Consider the following 19,463-nt stretch of genomic DNA (forward strand, 5'->3'; position numbering starts at 1 on the left):
CATGCTGCACTGCCAAGGCTTCCTGCAAGCGCTGGCCATGCTCAATGGCGAGGCGAGCGACTTGTGTGCGAGCTACGAGTTGCTGCGCCTGCCCGATGCGCCCGATCTCGCCACGGCGCTGGGCTTGCGCGTGGAAGATCATGCCTTGCACGTCATCGAGCCCGCGCGCGACTTGCCGGCCCCCTTGTGGCATATCAAGGCCGCGCCGTGCGCGCGCGCGCAGCTGGAGCAAGTGTGCCAGCGCTGGTTTTTCTCGTCACAGCATATGCAGGCGGCGCCGCCGGGACGCTTCCGCGCCCAGTTGGTGGCCGCTTTCCTCGCATCGCTCGATGCAGCGCTGGGCGGTTTTTCGCCGTACGCCGTGACGATGACGCCGCCCGCCGGTTTCTGGTACGCGATCCACTGGGACGAGATCGCGTTCGAGCGCGCTGGCGAGCGTTATCTGCTGCACTTTTCGCACAGCGACTGACGGGCCGCGATGATCTCTCCTGCCTTTGCTTCGCTACTTGCCAGTGGCCGCGCCCAGTTCAATGCGCGTGCGGCGGAAGCACGCCGGCGCTTTCCCGCGCTCGACATGGCCGCCTTTGGCGCCTTCTTGCGCGACGGCGTCGATCCGCTGGTGGTGGCCGTGGCAGCCGCCGCGCCCGAGCGCGTGGGCGGCGCGACCCTGGCCGCCTATGACATGGCCCTGGAACTGGTGGGCCATGGCCTGGCGGGGCCGGCGGCGAAAAACCCGTTCCTGAACACCGTCTGGCGCGAGCTGGCGCCGCAGTTTGCGCTGCTGCTGGCCAGCGCCCCGGTCGACGCGTTGGGCATGCTCAGCAACGCGGCCATCCACATCGCCTGCGTGGCGGGCGCGCGGCCCGCGCAGTGGCAGCGCGAGCTGGCCGCCCTGGCGCCGCAGATCGCCACGCTGGCGCAGCTGCGCGCCGTGGGCCAGGTGCTGGCCTGGCGCGCGGGCGTTGCGCATTTCCGCCAGGGCGCGCTGGCCGCCGCCGATACCTTGCCGCCCGCCTTGGCGCTGGCCGCCTTTGGCGAACCGGGTGCGTCATGGCCGCAGGTGCATGCGCAGCTAATGGCGAATCCGTGGCGCGGCAATGCGGAGGGCCGCGAGTTCGGCAGCTTCAGCGGCCTCGGTGGCGACTTCGCCACGCCGCCGCTGGTGCGCGCCACGGACGACGGTTTCATCGTGCGCAGCGCCGAACGCCATTACCTGCTGGTGGCCGACGCCTGTGGCGCCGTGCTGCACAGCGCCACGGCGCAGGAGTTTGATCATGCGCAAACGGGCGCGCCGGCGTCCGTGCGCCTCGACGGGGCGACCCTGCAGATCGGCGCGCGCCGCATCGAACTCGATGTGCCGGCCGGCGACATCGCCATCGCCGCCAATGCGCATACGCTGGCCGTCACGTCGCCATGGACGCACGCGATCCGCCTGCTGCCGCTCGCATGAAGAACGATGCCGACACCGCGCTGATCGAGGCCTGGCGCGCCGCCTGGCCCGCGGCCCTGGCCGTATGGAGCAAATTTACGCGCTTGCGCGACCCGAGCCTGTGCGCCAGCCGCGTCGAGGCCAGCAAGCAGGGCCTGTCCGGCAGCTTCGCCATGATCCGCTTGCTGGACCAGAGCGTGGTGGTGGACTTGCCGCTGGTGACGGAGCTGGGGCTGGACGACTATGCGCTGGAAATCCTCGCCCATGAAATCGGCCACCACATCCTCGCGCCGGGCAGCGCCGGCGACCAGTTTCGCCTGCTGGCGCGCATGCGCCGCGCCTTGCCCACCCTGGAGCAGCACGCGCCCATGGTGGCCAATCTCTACACGGACCTGTTCATCAACGACCGCCTGCAGCGCCAGGCGAATCTGCGCATGGCCGACATCTACCGCAAGCTGCAGCAGGGGCGCACGGTGGAAGCGCGGGCCAAGGGCAGCGGCGGCGTCTGGACCTTGTACATGCGCATCTATGAAAACCTGTGGCAGCTGGAAAAGGGTGAACTTGGCGGAGCAGGGGCTGAGAACGAGGCCGACGAGCGCCTGGACACGGATGCCTGGCTGGGCGCGCGCCTGATACGCGTGTATGCGAACGACTGGATGCTGGCGGCGGGCCGCTTCGCCACCTTGCTGCTGCCCTATCTGGTCGACGATACGGATGCCTTGAGCCCGAGCCGCTATCTGCAGGACACGCGCGACGCGGCCAGGGGCTGCCAGACCTATGGCGCGCAGCAGATCGAGGATGACGAGGAGGGCGGCGCCATCCACCCGGTGCACGACAGGCGCATTTCCGGCCTCGATGGCGAGGAGCCGCCCGGCGAGGCGCCGGCCCGGCCCGGCGGCGGACAGCTGCGCGAACCGTTCGAGCTGGGCGACATTCTGAAGGCCTCGGGCATCGACCTGAGCGACCATGAAATCGCCATCCGCTACTACCGCGAGCGGGCCTTGCCGCACCTGGTGGCGTTTCCCAGCCGCCCCGCGCCCGAATCGCAGGAACCGCAGATGGAAGGGCTGGAAGCGTGGGAAATCGGCGATCCGCTCGAGGAAATAGACTGGCTGCAGTCCGTGATGCAGTCGCCGCGCCCCGTGCCGGGCGTGACGACCGTGCGCAGGGTCTATGGCCGCGAACCGGCGCGCGCCATCGATGCCGTGCCCGTCGACCTGGACATGTACGTGGACAGTTCCGGCTCCATGCCGAACCCGCAGGCGCACACCTCGTTCCTGACCCTGGCCGGCGCCGTCATTGCCTTGTCCGCCTTGCGCGCCGGCGCGAAAGTGCAGGTGACCCTGTGGAGCGGCAAGAACGAGGTGATGCAGACGCCCGGTTTCGTGCGCGATGAAGACATGATACTGGGCGTGCTGACGGAATTTTTTGGCGGCGGCACGTGCTTTCCCATCCACCGCCTGCGCCAGACCTACGCGGGCAAGCGCGAACGGCCCGCGCACATCCTGATGATTTCCGACGACGGCATCACCACCATGTTCGACAAGGATGAACTGGGCAACAGCGGCTGGGATATCTCGGCGAAAGCGCTGGCCCGGGGCGGCGCGGGCGGCACCATGGCCCTGAACCTGGCGCGCGACTGGGATGGCGCGGCGGCCAGCAAGTGGCTGCAGCCAACCTATGACGATTTAAAGCGCGCGCGCCGCGAGCAGGGCTGGGATATCCACGCCGTCGAGCGCTACGAGGACTTGCTGGAATTTGCGCGCGCGTTCAGCCGGCGCCACTATATACAACCATGATATGCAGAATCCCGGACCCCACCTCGAAACCCTGACCCACCGCCTGGCCGACACGCCCGCCGAATTCCTCGCCGAACCGCGCATCGCCGGCGTCGCCAACGCGCAGGCGGTGGCGGTTGCCGCGCTGGTCAACGACATTATGCTGCTGCATGGCGCGCGCGCGCCTGCCGCGTCACTGCAGGGTTTTGTCGGCGCCCAGGTCAAGGCGGACCGCAACCGGCTGGCGCTGGCCATGATCGTCTGCTGGCTGCTGGCCGACGAGTGGTTCGTCGGCCGGCAGTTGCCGCAGCATGATCTGCTGCAGGTTCTGGGCGAGGCGGCGCGCGAACTGGCCGCCAGTACGCCGGCCCACCAGTTCACGCAAGACCCGGAACGGCGCGAGGAACTGGCGCGCATCGTGCTGGCGCGCCTGGGTTTTCGGCCGCGCGATGAAAGCGTGGCGCAGGCCACGGACAGATTGTCCGCCATCAGCGGCACTGAGCGCCGCCGCCTGCTCGAGGCGAGCCGCCTGGCCGAGCAGCGCGCGCGCGAGATCCGCGAGGCGCTGGCGAAGAAGGCGGCCGAGGAGTCGGCCGACAAGTGGTCGCGCGAATGACGCTCGCTGGCAAACCTGATGTCAATCTGCCGGGCGGCGCCTGGGAATCGGACCGCGACTACTGTCCCACCCTGACGCCGGCGGGCGCGCGCATGCTGGACAAGCTGCGCAGCCATCCCGCAGCCCCCCGTTACCGCAACCGCAGCGGCAACAAGCTGCAGGCGGCGGAAGTGGCCGCCTTGCATGCCTATGAGCGCGAGGTCATCGACGCGGCGATCAGCTGGAGCGCCGCCGCACCGCCCTCCTGGCTGCCGGCTTTTCTCAGGGAGGTTTACGCTGGCGTGCCGTATTACCGCGCCTGCGGCTCACCCCCCGCGCGCCTTGCGGACGTGGCGCCCGTCAGCCGCGCCGAGCTGGCGCACGATATCGCCGCCTTCGTGCCCGACGAGGCGGACCTGGCGCGCATGATCAACTTCCAGACGACGGGCACCACGGGCCACCCGCTGCTGATCGCCTCGCACCCGCTGGTGGCGGGGCGCTACCTGGCTTTCCACAAGCGCGCGCTGCGCCGCTTCGGCGTGACCCTGCGCCATGGCGCGGGCCAGGTGGGCGTGATGCTGCTGGGGCACCAGCGCCGCTGCTTCACCTATGTCTCCGTCACGCCCACGATGGGTGAATCGGGCCTGGCGAAGATCAATCTGCACCCGGACGACTGGCGCCAAGCTGAAGACCGCGCGCGCTACCTCGATGCCATGGCGCCCGAGCTGATCGCGGGCGACCCCATCTCGTTTGCCGAGCTGCTGACCTTGCCCATGACGCACCGTCCCGCCGCGCTGCTGTCCGTCTCCATGATGCTGTTGCCCGGCATGCGCGCACGGCTGGAAGCGGCTTTTGCTTGCCCCGTGCTCGACATCTATTCGCTCAATGAAGTGGGTCCCGTGGCCGTCTACGACGAGCGGGCGGGCGGCCACGTGCTGCTGCAGCACCGCTTGTACGTGGAAATCCTCGACGCGGACGGCCGGCCCGTGGCCGATGGGGCGCGCGGCGAAATCACCGTGACGGGCGGTTTCAATTTTTGCCTGCCCCTCGTGCGCTATCGCACGGGCGACTACGCCTCCCTGGCGCATGGCCCCGACGGCCCCGTGCTGGTGGGCCTGGCGGGCCGCAGTCCCCTGCGCTACAGGACGGTCAAGGGCGCATGGATCAATAATATCGACATCACGCACGCCTTGAAGCCGCTGGCCATCGCCCTGTTCGGCGTGCACCAGCATGGCGATGGCAGCGTCGTGCTGCGCCTGGCGCCGGGCGCCATGCCGCAGGCTGACGAGGCGCGCACCTTGTTGGCGCCTTTTTTCGGCGCCGTCACGGTCGAGACCTTGCTGGCGGAAGACAAGATCATTCAATACACGTCGGATTTGCAGGAAGCAGTGGCATGAACCTTTATAAACGCGGCCTCGTGGTGGGCAAATTTTGCCCGCTGCACCAGGGCCACGAACTGTTGATCAAGCGTGCGCAAGACGCTTGCGAAGAACTGCTGCTGGTCAGCTACACCAGGCCCGAATTTCCCGGCTATGAGCCGGCGCGCCGGGAACGGTGGTTGCGCGCGCAATTCCCGCAGGCGCATATCGTCGTGCTCGACGATGCGCGTCTGGCGGCCCTGTGCGCGGCGCGCGGCGTGCAGGCGCGCGCGCTGCCGCACAACGACGACGAGGGCGACGAGCATCGTCATTTCATGGGCTGGCTGTGCTGGACGGTGCTGGACTTGCCCGTCGATGCCGTGTTCAGCAGCGAAGACTATGGCCCCGGCTTCGCGCAGGTGCTGGAACGGCATTATGCGCTGGGCGCGGTGGCGCACGTCAGCGTGGACCAGGCGAGAACCCTGGTACCCGTGTCCGGCACCCTCGTGCGGCAAGACCCGCAGGCGCACGGCGCCTTCCTGTCGCCCGTCGTGCGCGCCGATTTCGTCACGCGCGTGTGCGTGCTCGGTGGCGAGTCGAGCGGCAAGACGACCCTGGCGCAAGCGCTGGCGGCGCATTTCGATACCGGCTGGGTGGCCGAATATGGCCGGGAACTGTGGGAAAGCCAGGATGGCATCTTGCACTACGACGATCTGCTGAAAATCGGCAGGGAGCAGCTCAGGCGTGAAGCTGCCGCTGCTGCACAGGCGCAGCGCTGGCTGTTTTGCGATACCTCGCCCCTGACCACCTATTTTTACTGTGTCGAGATGTTCGGCAGGGCCGAGCAGGAACTGGCGCAGCTGGCCGAACACTGCTACGACCTGGTGCTGCTGTGCGCGCCCGATTTTCCCTTCATCCAGGACGGCACGCGCCGCGACGGCGATTTCCGCGCGCGCCAGCATGCGTGGTACCGGGACGAGCTGGCGCGGCGGGAGATTGCGTACGTCGATGTGTCAGGCACGGTGGCCGACAGGGTCAGGCAGGTGGCGCAAGTGTTGCCCTGACCGCCGCCAGGATCTCATCCGAAAACGCTTCGTCATCGACGGCGCGCGCCAGCGCCACGGCACCCACCATGGCCGACAGCATGACGATGGCTTGCTGTCGGGGGTTGCGTTTCTTCTGCCACGGAAAATGCGTCGCCAGCTTGCCGATGATGGATTTCAGGTGGAAGGTGAAGGCGGGGCGCACGGCAGGCTGCTTGCGCGCGTCGCCTGCCAGCGCCGCCAGCAGGCAGCCATGGCCCGGCGCATCGCGGTGGGCCGCGCTCACATAATCGCGTACATATTGGCGCATGCTTTCCGGGCTGATGGTTGCCGCATCGAGCGCCACGCGCGAGTGCTCCGAGCCGTGCCGGGTGCTTTCGGCCATCAGCGCTTCCTTCGAGGCGAAATGATTGTAGAAGGGACCATGCGTCAGCCCTGTCGCCTTCATGATCTGTCCCACGCTGACGCCGTCAAAGCCCTGTTCGCGGAACAGCCGCGCCGCTTCCGTGAGGATGCGCTGGTGCTTTTCGGCGGTTTCTTCGGCGGGATAACGCATGGCAGGCTCCTGATCGCGGTTCAAAAATAATGGTTGACATCATACATGATGTTCGTCATGCTTCAACTTATCAAACATGACGACCGTCATATTTAACGCATACAAACATGATGACTATCATGCTTGATGACGCAATCCACCCCCTATCTTGAAGAAGGAATGATCATGAATGCAGTTACCACCCAAGGCACGGCCCTCGTCACCGGCGCCTCTTCCGGTCTTGGCGCCGTGTATGCGGACCGCCTGGCCGCGCGCGGTTTTGATTTGATCCTGGTGGCGCGCCGGGTCGAGCGCCTGGGCGTGCTGGCCAAGTCGCTGGCGGACAAGTATGGCGTGGCCGTGCGCGCCATGGCGGCCGACTTGTCCGCGCCGGCCGACCTGCAGCGTGTGGCCGATGAACTGGCCAGCAATCCGGCCATCACCATGCTGGTGAATAATGCGGGCGCCTCGACCCTGGCGCCCGTCGTCGATACGGCCAGGGCGGGCATCGCCACCATGGACAAGGTCAATGTGACGGCGTTGGCCGAGCTGACCTACGCCGTGCTACCGCAATTCAAGCAGCGCAACGGGGGCACCATCATCAACATCGGTTCCGTGCTGTCCTTCCACATCCTGCCGGTGAGCACGATCTATAGCGCCACCAAGGGCTATGTGATGAATTTCACGCGGGGCTTGCAGCAGGAGCTGGCTGGCACGGGCATCGTGGTGCAGCTGGTGCTGCCTGCGTCGACGGCGACGGAAATCTGGGAGTTGAGCGGCGTGCCGCTGTCGCAGCTGGACCAGGCCACCATCATGCGCGCTGAAGACTGCGTCGATGCGGCGCTGGCGGGCCTGGACCAGGGCGAGCTGGTGACTTTGCCCTCCGTCGAAGACCAGGCCTTGTGGGAGCAGTTTGACGCGGCGCGCCTGGCCTTGTTCGCGGGCGCGATGCGCGGCAAGCCGGCATCGCGCTATGGTATCGCGGGCTGATATACGCGAAAGAGGAGGCTACAGCGGCCGCACGGGGATGCATATCTCGCAAGAGAATTCGCCGGTGGCCGGGTCCATCGCCGTGGCGGCGGCAAATCGCTCGAAGCAGGGGCGCTCGTCCCACTGCAGGCCGCTGGAAGGCAGCCATTCGCGCGCCATGCGCGTCCACGCGTCGGGGATGGCGCTGGACGGTCCCTTGAACCGCGCCACCGCATAGCGCCCGCCCGGCAGGGTGGCGAGGCTGGCCCTTCCCGCTGACTGGAAGCCGTCGGGCACGGCGACGCAGGCGTCGTAGCGGCATTTTTCCGGCGGCGTGATGCTGGGGTCGTCAAGGCCGATGCCGTAGCAGGTGGCGTCGCCCAGGCCGTGGGACTGCATCCACGGTGATACGGTGTCGCGCCAGAAGGCGCTGATGGCGGGGCCGTAAGGGCCGATATGGCGCTGGCACGCGACGGTGGCGGGCGGCAGGTCGAGGATGGTGACTTGCATGGGACTCTCTCTATCAAGTGGATTGGAGTGCCCATGGTGCGGGAAGTTCGGCCCGTTTTCCTGATCGGCATTGCGCATGGCCTGATCCGGATTGCTCTCTTGCCGGCGCAGGCGCATGGCCGCGAGCATGGCGGCGTTCTTCGCGGCAATGCCGGCGCGCCAGGCTGTCGGCGTGCAGCCGAACTTGAGCTTGAAGGCGCGCGCAAACGCTTCGCCGGAACCGAAGCCCGTCGCCAGGGCGATGTCCAGTATCGCTTCGCCGGGGCGGCAGGCCAGCCGCAAGGCGGCCGATTCCAGGCGCCGGCGGCGCGCATAGTCGCCCAGGGTTTCGCCCATCCAGGCGGCGAATACGCGGTGAAAGTGGAAACGCGAAAAATGCGCGACGTCGGCCAGCTGCGCCAGGTCCAGCGGCGTGTCCAGGTGGCGGTCGATATGGTCGAGCACGGCGTTCATGCGGCGCGCATATTCGGCGCGGAACAGGCCGCGGAACTGGCCAGATGCCGGCTGCTCCGGCGAAGGGGAAGGGGAGTTCATGCCGCCGATTATGGCATGAACTCCCCAGGGGGAACGCGTGAAAACAGGCCTTACGCCGCGTTCAAGGCCTGTTCCAGGTCTTCGCGCAAGTCGTCGATATGTTCGATGCCCACGGACAGGCGCAGCATGTCTTCGGACACGCCCGCCTTGGCCAGTTCCTCGGGATTGAGCTGGCGGTGCGTGGTGGAGGCCGGATGCGTGGCCAGCGACTTGGCGTCGCCGATGTTGACCAGGCGCGTGAACAGCTGCAGGGCGTCGAGCACGCGGGCACCGGCCGCGCGCGGGTCTTCGCTTGCCGCCAGCTTCAGGCCGAAGGACAAGATGCCCGAGGCGCGGCCGTTCATGTATTTTTTCACCAGCGCGTGGTCCGGGTGGTCTTCCAGGCCAGCGTAATTGACCCACGCGACTTTCGGATGGTTTTTCAGGTGTTTGGCCAGGGCCAGCGTATTGTCGCAGATGCGATCCATGCGCAGGGCCAGGGTTTCGATGCCCTGGATCAGCTGGAAGGCGGAGAGGGGCGAAATCGCCGCGCCCATGTTGCGCAGCGGGACGACGCGCGCGCGGCCGATGAAGGCGGCGGGGCCGAAGGCTTCCGTGTAGACGACGCCGTGGTAGGACACGTCCGGCTCGTTCAGGCGCTTGAAGCGCTGCTTGTGCTCGGCCCAGGGGAATTTGCCGCTGTCGACGATGGCGCCGCCCACGGTGGTGCCGTGGCCGCCCAGGTATTTGGTCAGCGAATGGACGACGATGTCGGCGCCATGCTCGATGGGGCGGAACAGGTAGGGGCTCGGTACCGTGTTATCGACGATCAGCGGAATGCCGTGCGCATGGGCGATTTCGGCCAGCTTGGCCACGTCCGTCACGTTGCCCAGCGGGTTGCCGATCGATTCGCAGAAGATGGCCTTGGTGCGCGCGTCGATCAGCGCGGCGAAGGTTTCGGGCTGGCGCGCGTCGGCGAAGCGCACTTCGATGCCGATCTGCGGCAGGGTGTGGGCAAACAGGTTGTAGGTGCCGCCATACAGCTGGCTGGCGGAGATGAAATTGTCGCCCGCTTCGGCGATCGTCTGGATCGCGTAGGTGATGGCCGCCATGCCCGACGCCACGGCCAGCGCGGCCACGCCGCCTTCCAGCGCCGCGACGCGCTTTTCCAGCACGTCCTGCGTGGGGTTCATGATGCGCGTGTAGATATTGCCGGCCACTTTCAGGTCGAACAGGTCGGCGCCATGCTGGGCATTGTCGAAGGCGTAGGCCACCGTCTGGTAGATGGGGACGGCGGCGGCCTTGGTGGTCGGGTCGGGGGTGTAGCCGGCATGCACGGCCAGGGTTTCGATTCTCATGTAGTCTCCGGTTGCTATGGTATGCGGTGGTGAAATCCGCAGCCATTGTGCCATGAGTCACTTGGCTGACTGGCATGCTTGATAGAATTTTAAGTCATAAGCTAGTGCTGTCTTGATATAAGTCATGCAGCTCCGCCTGGCCGATGAAGCGTTCGTGCGTGCCATGCTGGGCGCAGGCAAACGCGCCGCCGATGGCGCCGCGGCGCATGGCCTCGTCGAGCGGCAATCCTGCCAGCCAGGCGTGCAAAAAGGCCGCCACGAAGGAGTCGCCGGCGCCATTCGTGTCCACCACGGGCAGCGTCAATCCCGCCGTCGGAGTGTGGCGCACTGGGCCGCTGCCCCGTTCCAGCAGGTAGGCGCCGTGCGCGCCGGCCATGGCGATGACGGCCTGCGCGCGGCCTTCCGAAAGAATTGCGCGCATGACGTCGTCCCGACGCGCGCCCAGCGCCGCCGTGCTGAGAAACACCAGGTCGGCGCGCAGGGCAAAGACCTTGTGATGCGGGTTGACGCCATCCCAGTCGTGCAAATCGGTCGATACCGTCGTGCCGCACGCTTGCGCATCGTCAAACAGCGCCGCCACCCAGCCCATGATGGAAAAGTGCGCGTGGCGCGCCGGCCCCAGGTAGGGTAAATAAAAGGCGGCCGGCATGCGCAGGTCTTCCGGGTGGCGGCCGTCGTACAGCGACAGCCGGCGTCCTTGCGGGTCGACCAGGTTGACGCTGCGCCGCGTGCCCGAGGGTTCGACGATGTGTGAAAAATCGAGCTTGGTCTCTTTATAGCGCTGCAGGATGGCCGCGCCTTGTGCATCGTCGCCGATGAAGTCGATGAACTTGCAGCGCAGGCCCAGCGCGTGGCAAGCGAGCGCCACGCCATTGCCCGTGTGCGCCACATAGTCACGGATGGGTGGCACGTGCAGCGAATCGGCGACGGGCAGTTGCAGGTCGGGGACGCGCACGATGGTGTCGATGCCGGCGCCGCCGACCACCAGGATGTCATAGGTACTCATGGTGCAGCCTTTTCTAACAGGACGGTGCCGGCCGCGTTCACGGCGACGGCACCATCTTTGACGGTGTAGGTGTGATGCGTGTAGGCGTCGCGCAGCAGGGCGCCATCGGCAAAGACACCGTGGACTTTCAGCGGGATGGCGCCCTGCGCCTCGGGCACGGCGATGACGGCGTCGCCATCCATCACGCGGGCGAACGCATACGGTTTGTCCTGGATCAAGCGATGCTCGCCGCGCGCCAGCGCCGGGTGGCGCAGGCGGAACTGGCCCAGCTTGCGCGCATGCGCCAGCGTCGCCGCATCAAGCGAGTCCCAGTTCATGCCGGAGCGCGTGGCCTGCTGTTCGTCGCCGACGGGTGCCACGCCAGGCTGGCGCGCGCTTTCATCGCCATAGAACAGCTGCACGCCGCCCGGCGCCAGCAGCAGGGCGCTCAAGCCGTGCTTCAATTGCTCGCGCGGGAACAGGCTGGTGTCGTGCGAGGAGATATACGACAGGATGTCGTAGCGTGGCGCATTGCCAATGCGCTTGCCCAGCAGCGTCGCGTACTGGCGGTACACGCCGTCGATGCTTGTCCAGTCGCCGCCCGCGCGGCCTTGAAAGTCGAAATTGATCATCGAATCGAAGCCGGCATCAAACCAGCTGCTGCGCTCGGGGCCATGGCCCCACGCTTCGCCCGTTATCCAGAATGGCGCATCGTCGATCTTCTGTTCGGGATGGCGCGTCTTCCAGTCCTTCAGGGCATCGGTGGCGGCCGCGCGCAAGGCCAGCCAGCTGGCCGGTTCCACGTGCTTAACGGTGTCGGCCCTGAAACCGTCGACGCCGAATTCGCGCACCCAGTCGGCCAGCCAGTGCACCAGGTAGCCGCGCACGGTGGTGCCGGGCAGGACCACGGCGCGTGTATCCATCTTGCGCTGCAAAATCGGCGGCAAGCCCACGGCCTTGGCGCTTTCCGTGCGGAAGTCGGGCAGGTATGCCAGCTGCATCGTGTAGTCGTCCTTGCCGCCGTCGGGATAGCCGGGCAAGCCCGCGCGCACCCAGTCCGGGCCCCACCACTGCTTGAACTCGAAGTTGTTGTAGTCGATGAAGCTGTGATAGTCGCGCAGGGTGGCTTTCTCATGGCCGGGCCACAGCACGGGCACCTTGTAGTCGGCCAGGGTGCGCAAGTCCGCATAGCCGGGGTGGTTCAGCACCACGTCGAACAGCACGCGGATGCCTTGCGCGTGGGCGGTGTTGATCATCTCGCGCAGTTCCTCGCGCGTGCCCATGTTGGCGTCCATGGTGGTGTAGTCGAGCGCCCAGTAGCCGTGATAGGCGTAATGCCGGAACTGCTGCTTGCCGCCCACCACCCAGCCGTGTATCTGTTCATACGGCGCCGTGATCCACAGGGCGTTGACGCCCAGTTCCTTGAAATAGCCGGCTTTGAGCTGCTGCGTGAGGCCGGCGAGGTCGCCGCCGTGAAAGCTGCCGACGTCGCCGCCTTGCGGGTCGGCGGCGCGGCCATAGGAATTGTCGTTGCCGGGATTGCCGTTGGCGAAACGGTCCGTGACGGCAAAGTAGACGATGGGGTTGTCAGCGAAGCTCCCTGCCTGCGCCGCAGCGCTGAGCAAGAGGGCGGCCAGCGTAGTCAGGGCGCGGCACATGGTCAGCCCTTCACGCCGCCAGCCGTCAGGCCGGAGATCATCCACTTCTGCGCCAGCAGGAACACGGCCGTGATGGGCAGGCCGGACAGGATGGCCGCCGCGGCGAAGTCGCCCCACAGGTATTTTTGCTCGTACAGGAACAGTTTCGAGCCGACGGCCAGGGTCAGGTTGTTCTGCTCATGCAGCAGCACGGAAGCGATCGGGTATTCGATGATGGCGCCGATGAACGACAGCAGGAACACCACCATCAAAATGGGCACCGTCATCGGCAGCAGCACGTAGACAAACGCCTGCCACTGCGTGGCGCCGTCGACCTTGGCCGCTTCCTCGATCTCGATGGGAATGGTTTGATAGTAGCCCTTGATGGTCCAGATGTGCATGGCGATGCCGCCCGTGTAGGCCAGCACCAGGCTGCCGTGGTGGTCGATGCCCAGCCAGGGCACATAGCTGCCCAGCAGGTCGAAGATGGCGTAGATGGCCACCAGGGCCAGCACGGCGGGGAACATCTGCAGCAGCATCAGCGCGGACAGGGTCTGCGACTTGAAGCGGAACTGCATGCGCGCAAACGCATACGCGCAGGTGGTCGACAGCAGCACGGTCACGGTGGCGCTCATGGTGGCCACCTTGATGGAATTCCACAGCCACAGCAGCACGGGGAAGTCCGGCTCGACGAGGGCGCCGTTGGCGGCCTGGTAGGACATGCCCAGCGCTAATCGCCAGTGCTCGAAGCTGATTTCGGGCGGTATCAGACTGCCCGAGGCAAAATTGCCTGGGCGCAATGAAATCGACAGGATCATCAGGAAGGGAAACATCACCAGCGCGATCAGCGCGATCACGGCGACGTGGGCCGCCAGGATGCGCCAGCGGTTGGAACGGTCGACAACGATAGCCATGGTCTGTCCTTTATGCTTTGTTCATGCGCGTCAGGCGCATGTTGACCAGCGAAATCGCGGCCACGAGGAAGAAGATCAGGGTCGAGATGGCGGCGGCCAGGCCGAAGTTCTGGCCAGAATCCTCGAACGCGATGCGGTAGGTGTAGGACACGAGCAAGTCCGTGGTGCCGGCCGGTAAGGTTGTGTCGAGGAAATCGGGGCGCCCGCCCGTCAGCAAACTGATCAGCACGAAGTTATTGAAATTGAAACCCAGGCTGGCCACCATCAGCGGCGTCAGCGGCTTGATGATCAACGGTAACGTTATCTTGAAGAAATTCGTCAGCGGTCCCGCGCCGGCCAGGGCCGACGCTTCGTACAGGTCCGACGGGATCGCCTTGATCAAGCCCATGCACACGACCATCATGTAGGGGTAGCCGAGCCAGGTGTTGACGATCAGGATCATGGCCTTGGCCAGGGTGGTGTCCGAGAACCAGGCGGGCTTGATGCCGAACAAGGCGTCGAGCACGAGGTTGATTTCGCCAAAGTTGTTGTTGAACAGCCCCTTGAAGACCAGGATGGAAATGAAGCCCGGCACGGCGTAGGGCAGGAACAGCAGGGTGCGGTACAGGCCGCGGAAGCGCAGCGCATCCCAGTTCAGCAGCACGGCCAGCACCATGCCCAGGCCCGTCGTGGTGGCCACGCTGATCAGGGCGAAAACGATGGTCCACACAAAAATACGCAGGAAGGGGCCGCGGAACGCTTCATCGGAGAAAATCTTGACGAAGTTGGCAAAGCCCACGTTGACCTTGAAGCCCGGTTCCAGCTTGGTGCCATCCGGCATTTCATAAAAACCCGTCTTGAAGTTCGGTGTCACGAGTTCGCCCGTGGCGATCTTTTTCAGTGTCTTGTCGGGAAGTTGCTTGTAGACATGTGCGACGGGGCCGAATTCGCGCAAGCCCACCATGCGCAACTCGATCCTGTTCGGCAGCACGAGGGTCAGCAGCTTCAAGTCCTTTTGCAAGGCGATGATGTCCTTGATGGGCAGGGCGGGGGCCAGCACGGGCGCCTGCACGGGGTCCGGCGGCGCCACCTCCACTGTCAGGGGCACGGCGCGCTTCAGGGCCAGCGGCGCGGTCAGCAGGATTTCACCCGTGTCCGGGCTTTCCAGGCGCAAGCGGTATTCCTTGTTGTCCGGGTGTACGGTCATCGCATAGCCGGCGCTTTCCACGCGCTGCGTCTCGTCGAGCAGGTATTGCGTGGCCCTGTCGTAGGTGAGCAGGTTGCGCGAACTGAAATTGGTGAAGCCGATCGACACCGTGTACACGAGCGGCAGCAGCACGAAGACGATCACCGCCGTAATGCCGGGAAACAGGTAGCGGTAGGCATAGGCGCGCGGCGACGTGAAGACAAACGTCGTCAGGGTCAGCAAGCCGAGGAAGACGGCGGCCAGCATGGTCTGGCCGGAAATGTACAGCATGAAGAGCAGATACAGACCCAGCGCCATGCTGATGGTCAATACCGTAGGGCCGATAAACTTGCGCACGATGGGATACCTGTGAAGATGGATGCTGGATGTCAAGCGTGGTGGCATAGGTCGGATTAGCGGCTACGCCGCGTAATCCGACATCAGCCGCCAACAATGTTGTCGGATTACGGCCCTTCGGGCCTAATCCGACCTACCTAAAGCTAATTAATTGGCCGTCGTAATCCGCTTCGCCGCCGCATCGAGACCTTCCTTGGTGCTCTGGCGGCCTTGCGTGATGTTTTCCAGCGCCGATTGCATCGATGACCAGAAACGGCCCATTTCCGGGTTGTTCGGCATCGGGCGGCCCGCTTGCGCGCTTTCCATCGTCGCCTGGATGTTCGGGTTCGATTTCAGCTCGGCAAACAGCACCTTGTTCGCTGGCGTGCCCAGTGGAACGTCGGCATTGATGGTTTTCAAGCCATTGATCTGCAACATCTGGTTTTCCAGGAATTCCGTCGCCAGGTCCTTGTTCGGACTGGCTTTCGAAATCATCGCGCCCAGCACGCCCACGAATGGGGTGGCCGTCTTGCCGGCCACGGTAGGAATCGTTGCCACGCCGAAGTTGATCTTCGACTTGCGCGCGTTGTCCCACGACCATGGGCCGTTGATCATCATGGCGATCTTGCCCTGGTTGAAACCGGCTTCCATTTCCGCGTAGCCGGCGCCCTTGGCCATGGCGCCGCTGTTGATCAAGGTCATGACGGCATTCACGCCAGCCACGGCACCGGCATTGTTCACGCCGGTTTTCGTCGCATCGTAGCGGCCGTCGCTCTTGACTTCAAACGGGTAGCCGCCGCCCGCGCCCAGCAGGGGCCAGGTGAAATAGGTATTCGTATAGTCCCACAGGATGGCTTTCTTGCCTTGCGCCGACAGTTTCTTGTCCAGCGCGGCGATTTCCTCGAAGGTCTTGGGCGGATTCGGCACCAGGTCCTTGTTGTAGACGAGGGCGACGGCTTCGATGGACATCGGATAGCCCCAGGTCTTGCCGCCGACAGTAAAGGCATTCCACGCCAGCGGCAGGATGGCGGCGCGCGCTTCCTTGCTTGGCGTCAATGGTTGCAGCAAGCCCGCGTCGATCCAGCCGCCGATGCGGTCATGCGGCCAGATCCAGATGTCCGGACCCTTGCCGGCGGCGGCGGCCTGCTGGAATTTGTTTGGCGCATCTTCCGGGTGTTCGACGACGACCTTGACGCCCGTCTTCTTGGTGAATTCCTCGCCGACCTTGGCCAGGCCCTTGTAGCCTTTGTCGCCATTGATCCAGATCAAGAGGGTGCCCGCTTCGGCCGCGTTGGCCATGCTGGCGGCGGCCAGGTTGCCGATGCCGGCCAGGGCGGCGGCGATCAGGGTGGTTTTGATGAAGCTGCGTTTTGGATTCATGAAGGACATGTCGATCTCCAGTTGTATTTTTATAAGTCGGGTGTCAAGGCTGAAACAGTGCAACCAGGCCAGGCGTCGCCCATAGCGCCCGGCCCGTAAAATTCAAGGCATCAGGTGCGGGCCTGCCCGTGTTCGTCGAACACGTGGACACGGGCGGCGGCCACTTGCAGGGCCACCTGCTGGCCGATGGCCCAGTCTGTTTCCGCATCGGCGCGCACCACCAGCGCCTCGTCGCCGCCCGGCACTTGCACATACAGATAGCTGATGTCGCCCAGTTTTTCCACCGCTTGCACGGTGGCCGTGATGGCGGACGCGGCGCCGGGCGCGCATGCCTGCACGTGTTCCGGGCGCGCGCCGATGGTGACGGGGGTGCCGCTGGCCAAGGGCTGCGTCAATGCCGCCTGCAGCATGCCGCCGGCCGCCGTGGCGATCACGGCCACGCCATCCGCATGGCTGTGGATCTTGCCCTTGAGGAAATTCATGCGGGGCGAGCCGAGGAAGCCGGCCACGAACAGGTTGGCCGGGTGGTGGTACAGCTCGAGCGGTGCGCCCACCTGCTCGATGCGGCCCGCGTTGAGCACGACGATGCGGTCGGCCAGCGTCATCGCCTCGACCTGGTCATGCGTGACGTAGATCATGGTCGAGCGCAATTCGCGGTGCAGATTTGCCAGTTCGATGCGCATCTGCACGCGCAGCGAGGCGTCCAGATTCGACAGCGGCTCGTCGAACAGGAAAACGTCGGGCTTGCGCACGATGGCGCGGCCGATGGCCACGCGCTGGCGCTGGCCGCCCGACAAGTCTTTTGGTTTGCGTTCGAGCAAAGGTTCGATGCGCAGGATTTGCGCGGCGCGCTGCACCGCGTCGGCGATCTGCACCTTGTTCATGCCGGCTAACTTGAGGCCAAAGGCCATGTTTTGCGCCACGCTCATGTGCGGGTACAGGGCGTAGCTCTGGAACACCATGGCGATGCCGCGCTTGGCGGGCGGCACGTCGTTCATGCGCGTCTTGCCAATATACAAGTCGCCGCCGCTGATTTCTTCCAGGCCGCAGATACTGCGCAGCAAGGTGGACTTGCCGCAGCCGGACGGCCCCACGAAGACCATGAATTCGCCATCGGCGATCTCCAGGTCGATGCCGTGCAGGGTTTGCACGTCGCCATACGCCTTCTTCAGGCCTGTTAACTTCAGTCCAGCCATGTCGTCCTCACTGTGTCTATCCGGCCCCGCTGATGCGCGGGGCTCGTTATTGTAATTGGCGGCATGGCCGCCCCAGCCTGCGATTTACACCAGGGTGCCGAACCAGCCGCCATGCGGAGGCAAGCTGATCTGCTGGCCATCCTTGCTGCCCGGCAAGCCGTGACCGGCCAGCTCGGCCGCTGCGGCGGCAGCCGGCAAGTCGAACGTGACGGCTTGCGTGCCCAGGTTGAAGGCGGCCAGCACGGATGGCTGTCCCGGCAAGTCGCGGCGCAAGGCCAGCACGGGTTCCGCCGTATCGAAGAACGTGATCTCGCCTTGCAGCAATTGCGGCAGGGTGCGGCGCCAGGCGAGGATATTCTGCGCAAAGCGCAGCGGCGAGCCGGCATCGCGTTCTTCCACATCGACGGCCCGCTCCAGATGCTCGGGCGGCACGGGCAGCCAGGGTTTGGCCGAACTGAAGCCGCCATGCGGCGCATCGGCCACCCACGGCATCGGCGTGCGGCAGCCGTCGCGGCCCTTGAACTGGGGCCAGAACGGGATGCCGTACGGGTCTTGCAGCGCCTCGAAGGGAATGTCCGCCTCCGTCAGGGCCAGCTCGTCGCCCTGGTACAGGCAGGGCGTGCCTTTCAGCGCCACTTGCACGGCCAGCACCACCTTGGCCAGCGACGGCGACGGATTCTGGCCGCCCCAGCGCGTCATGACGCGCACGCTGTCGTGGTTGCCGACGGACCAGGAAGCCCAGCCGTCGGTCACTTGCGCTTCGAATTCTTCCACCTGCGTGCGGATGTGGGCGGCGGAAAACTCCGCCGTCAGCAGATTGAAACTGTAAGCCATGTGCAGCTTGTCGGCACCCGTGTAGGCGGCCATGGTGGCCAGCGCATTGTCGTCGCCCACTTCGCCGATGGAAATGGCCTGGTATTCATCGAGTACGGCGCGCACGCGCTGCAGGTAGGCGATGTTTTCCGGCTGCGTCTTGTCGTACACGTGCGCCTGCATGCCGTAGGGGTTGATGGCCGACACGCTGCTGGCGTCGCGCTGCGCGGCGGGAGGATTGTCGCGCAGCAACTGGTCGTGGTAGGGAAAGTTGCAGGAATCGAAGCGGAAACCGTCGACGCCGCGCTCGAGCCAGAAGCGCAGGTTGTCCAGCTGGGCCTGCTGCACGGCCGGGTTGTGGAAGTTCAGGTCGGGCTGGCTGGCGAGGAAATCGTGCAGATAGTACTGGCCGCGGCGCGGCTCCCATTGCCAGGCCGAGCCGCCGAAGACGGACAGCCAGTTGTTCGGCGCCGTGCCGTCGGGCTTCTGGTCGGCCCACACATACCAGTCGGCCTTGGCATTGTCGCGGCTGGAGCGGCTTTCCACGAACCACGGGTGGACGTCGGACGAGTGCGACAGGACCTGGTCGATCATCACTTTCAGGCCCAGTTCATGGGCGCGCGCCACCAGGCGGTCGAAATCGGCCAAGGTGCCGAACATGGGATCGACGTCGCAGAAGTCGGCCACGTCGTAGCCGAAGTCTTTCATCGGCGACGTGAAGAAGGGCGAGATCCACACGATGTCGGCGCCCAGGGCGGCAATGTAATCGAGCTTCGAGGTAATGCCGGGCAAGTCGCCGATGCCGTCGCCATTGCTGTCGAGGAAGCTGCGTGGATAGACCTGGTAGATGACGGCGCTGCGCCACCAGTCGGCGGGCAGGTGGGCGAGATTGTTCTGGATGGTCGGCATGAATGATTTCTTAAAAGTTGTCCGTAGCCGTGGCTATCGG

17 protein-coding genes are annotated in these 19,463 nt (G+C 65.4%); 7 read left to right on the forward strand and 10 right to left on the reverse strand.

What is annotated here, in order from left to right:
* Position 1: 1 nt before the first annotated feature.
* The 6 genes from AC3RCJ_RS11575 to AC3RCJ_RS11600 are packed head-to-tail and all read left to right on the forward strand — an operon-like array spanning position 2 to position 6,224.
* Positions 2-469 (forward strand): hypothetical protein, encoded by a 468-nt coding sequence (locus AC3RCJ_RS11575; protein ID WP_492960074.1) that lies wholly within the window; start codon positions 2-4, stop codon positions 467-469.
* Positions 470-478: 9 nt separating this feature from the next.
* Positions 479-1,450, forward strand: a complete 972-nt coding sequence (locus tag AC3RCJ_RS11580; protein ID WP_492960076.1) for a hypothetical protein — start codon at positions 479-481, stop codon at positions 1,448-1,450.
* A complete protein-coding gene (locus tag AC3RCJ_RS11585; RefSeq protein ID WP_492960078.1) occupies positions 1,447-3,228 on the forward strand; it encodes a vWA domain-containing protein in 1,782 nt (593 codons plus the stop codon). Before AC3RCJ_RS11580 ends, AC3RCJ_RS11585 begins: the two co-directional genes overlap by 4 nt.
* Before the next feature lies 1 nt (position 3,229).
* Positions 3,230-3,823: a hypothetical protein gene (locus tag AC3RCJ_RS11590; RefSeq protein ID WP_492960079.1), complete on the forward strand. Its 594-nt coding sequence runs from the start codon at positions 3,230-3,232 to the stop codon at positions 3,821-3,823.
* Positions 3,820-5,199 (forward strand): phenylacetate--CoA ligase family protein, encoded by a 1,380-nt coding sequence (locus AC3RCJ_RS11595; protein ID WP_492960081.1) that lies wholly within the window; start codon positions 3,820-3,822, stop codon positions 5,197-5,199. The genes AC3RCJ_RS11590 and AC3RCJ_RS11595 overlap by 4 nt, the downstream gene beginning before the upstream one ends.
* Complete coding sequence (locus tag AC3RCJ_RS11600) at positions 5,196-6,224, forward strand: AAA family ATPase (protein ID WP_492960083.1); 1,029 nt, start codon at positions 5,196-5,198, stop codon at positions 6,222-6,224. Before AC3RCJ_RS11595 ends, AC3RCJ_RS11600 begins: the two co-directional genes overlap by 4 nt.
* Here AC3RCJ_RS11600 and AC3RCJ_RS11605 read toward each other — a convergent pair.
* The gene (locus AC3RCJ_RS11605; RefSeq protein ID WP_492960085.1) at positions 6,196-6,759 is read right to left on the reverse strand and encodes a TetR/AcrR family transcriptional regulator; all 564 of its coding nucleotides are present in this window, start codon (positions 6,757-6,759) and stop codon (positions 6,196-6,198) included. The genes AC3RCJ_RS11600 and AC3RCJ_RS11605 overlap by 29 nt on opposite strands.
* A gap of 165 nt (positions 6,760-6,924) precedes the next feature.
* On the opposite strand from AC3RCJ_RS11605, the gene AC3RCJ_RS11610 reads away from it, so the two are divergent.
* Positions 6,925-7,728: an SDR family NAD(P)-dependent oxidoreductase gene (locus AC3RCJ_RS11610; protein WP_492960087.1), complete on the forward strand. Its 804-nt coding sequence runs from the start codon at positions 6,925-6,927 to the stop codon at positions 7,726-7,728.
* A gap of 18 nt (positions 7,729-7,746) precedes the next feature.
* Here the strand turns inward: AC3RCJ_RS11610 and AC3RCJ_RS11615 are convergent, their stop codons facing one another.
* The 9 genes from AC3RCJ_RS11615 to AC3RCJ_RS11655 all read right to left on the reverse strand — a co-directional run bounded on the left by AC3RCJ_RS11615 (position 7,747) and on the right by AC3RCJ_RS11655 (position 19,423).
* Positions 7,747-8,751, reverse strand: coding sequence for an AraC family transcriptional regulator (locus AC3RCJ_RS11615; protein ID WP_492960089.1), 1,005 nt, complete (start codon positions 8,749-8,751; stop codon positions 7,747-7,749).
* Positions 8,752-8,801: 50 nt separating this feature from the next.
* Entirely contained in the window at positions 8,802-10,088 is a 1,287-nt protein-coding gene (locus AC3RCJ_RS11620) for an O-acetylhomoserine aminocarboxypropyltransferase/cysteine synthase family protein (protein WP_492960091.1), read from the reverse strand.
* A 94-nt stretch (positions 10,089-10,182) separates the two neighbouring features.
* Positions 10,183-11,094: a carbohydrate kinase family protein gene (locus AC3RCJ_RS11625; RefSeq protein WP_492960093.1), complete on the reverse strand. Its 912-nt coding sequence runs from the start codon at positions 11,092-11,094 to the stop codon at positions 10,183-10,185.
* Positions 11,091-12,731, reverse strand: a complete 1,641-nt coding sequence (locus AC3RCJ_RS11630) for an alpha-amylase family glycosyl hydrolase (protein ID WP_492960095.1) — start codon at positions 12,729-12,731, stop codon at positions 11,091-11,093. The genes AC3RCJ_RS11625 and AC3RCJ_RS11630 overlap by 4 nt, the downstream gene beginning before the upstream one ends.
* A 2-nt stretch (positions 12,732-12,733) precedes the next feature.
* Positions 12,734-13,624: a maltose ABC transporter permease MalG gene (gene malG, locus AC3RCJ_RS11635; RefSeq protein ID WP_076570033.1), complete on the reverse strand. Its 891-nt coding sequence runs from the start codon at positions 13,622-13,624 to the stop codon at positions 12,734-12,736.
* 10 nt (positions 13,625-13,634) lie between these two features.
* On the reverse strand, positions 13,635-15,146 hold the full coding sequence (malF, locus tag AC3RCJ_RS11640; RefSeq protein ID WP_492960097.1) for a maltose ABC transporter permease MalF: 1,512 nt from the start codon (positions 15,144-15,146) through the stop codon (positions 13,635-13,637).
* A 147-nt stretch (positions 15,147-15,293) separates the two neighbouring features.
* A complete protein-coding gene (gene malE / locus AC3RCJ_RS11645; RefSeq protein WP_492960099.1) occupies positions 15,294-16,514 on the reverse strand; it encodes a maltose/maltodextrin ABC transporter substrate-binding protein MalE in 1,221 nt (406 codons plus the stop codon).
* A 101-nt stretch (positions 16,515-16,615) separates the two neighbouring features.
* Entirely contained in the window at positions 16,616-17,701 is a 1,086-nt protein-coding gene (locus AC3RCJ_RS11650) for an ABC transporter ATP-binding protein (protein WP_492960101.1), read from the reverse strand.
* Between the two features lie 84 nt (positions 17,702-17,785).
* Positions 17,786-19,423, reverse strand: coding sequence for an alpha-glucosidase (locus AC3RCJ_RS11655; protein WP_492960103.1), 1,638 nt, complete (start codon positions 19,421-19,423; stop codon positions 17,786-17,788).
* Positions 19,424-19,463: the final 40 nt, after the last annotated feature.

It is taken from the genome of Janthinobacterium sp. GW822-FHT07H11 (genome assembly GCF_058798615.1).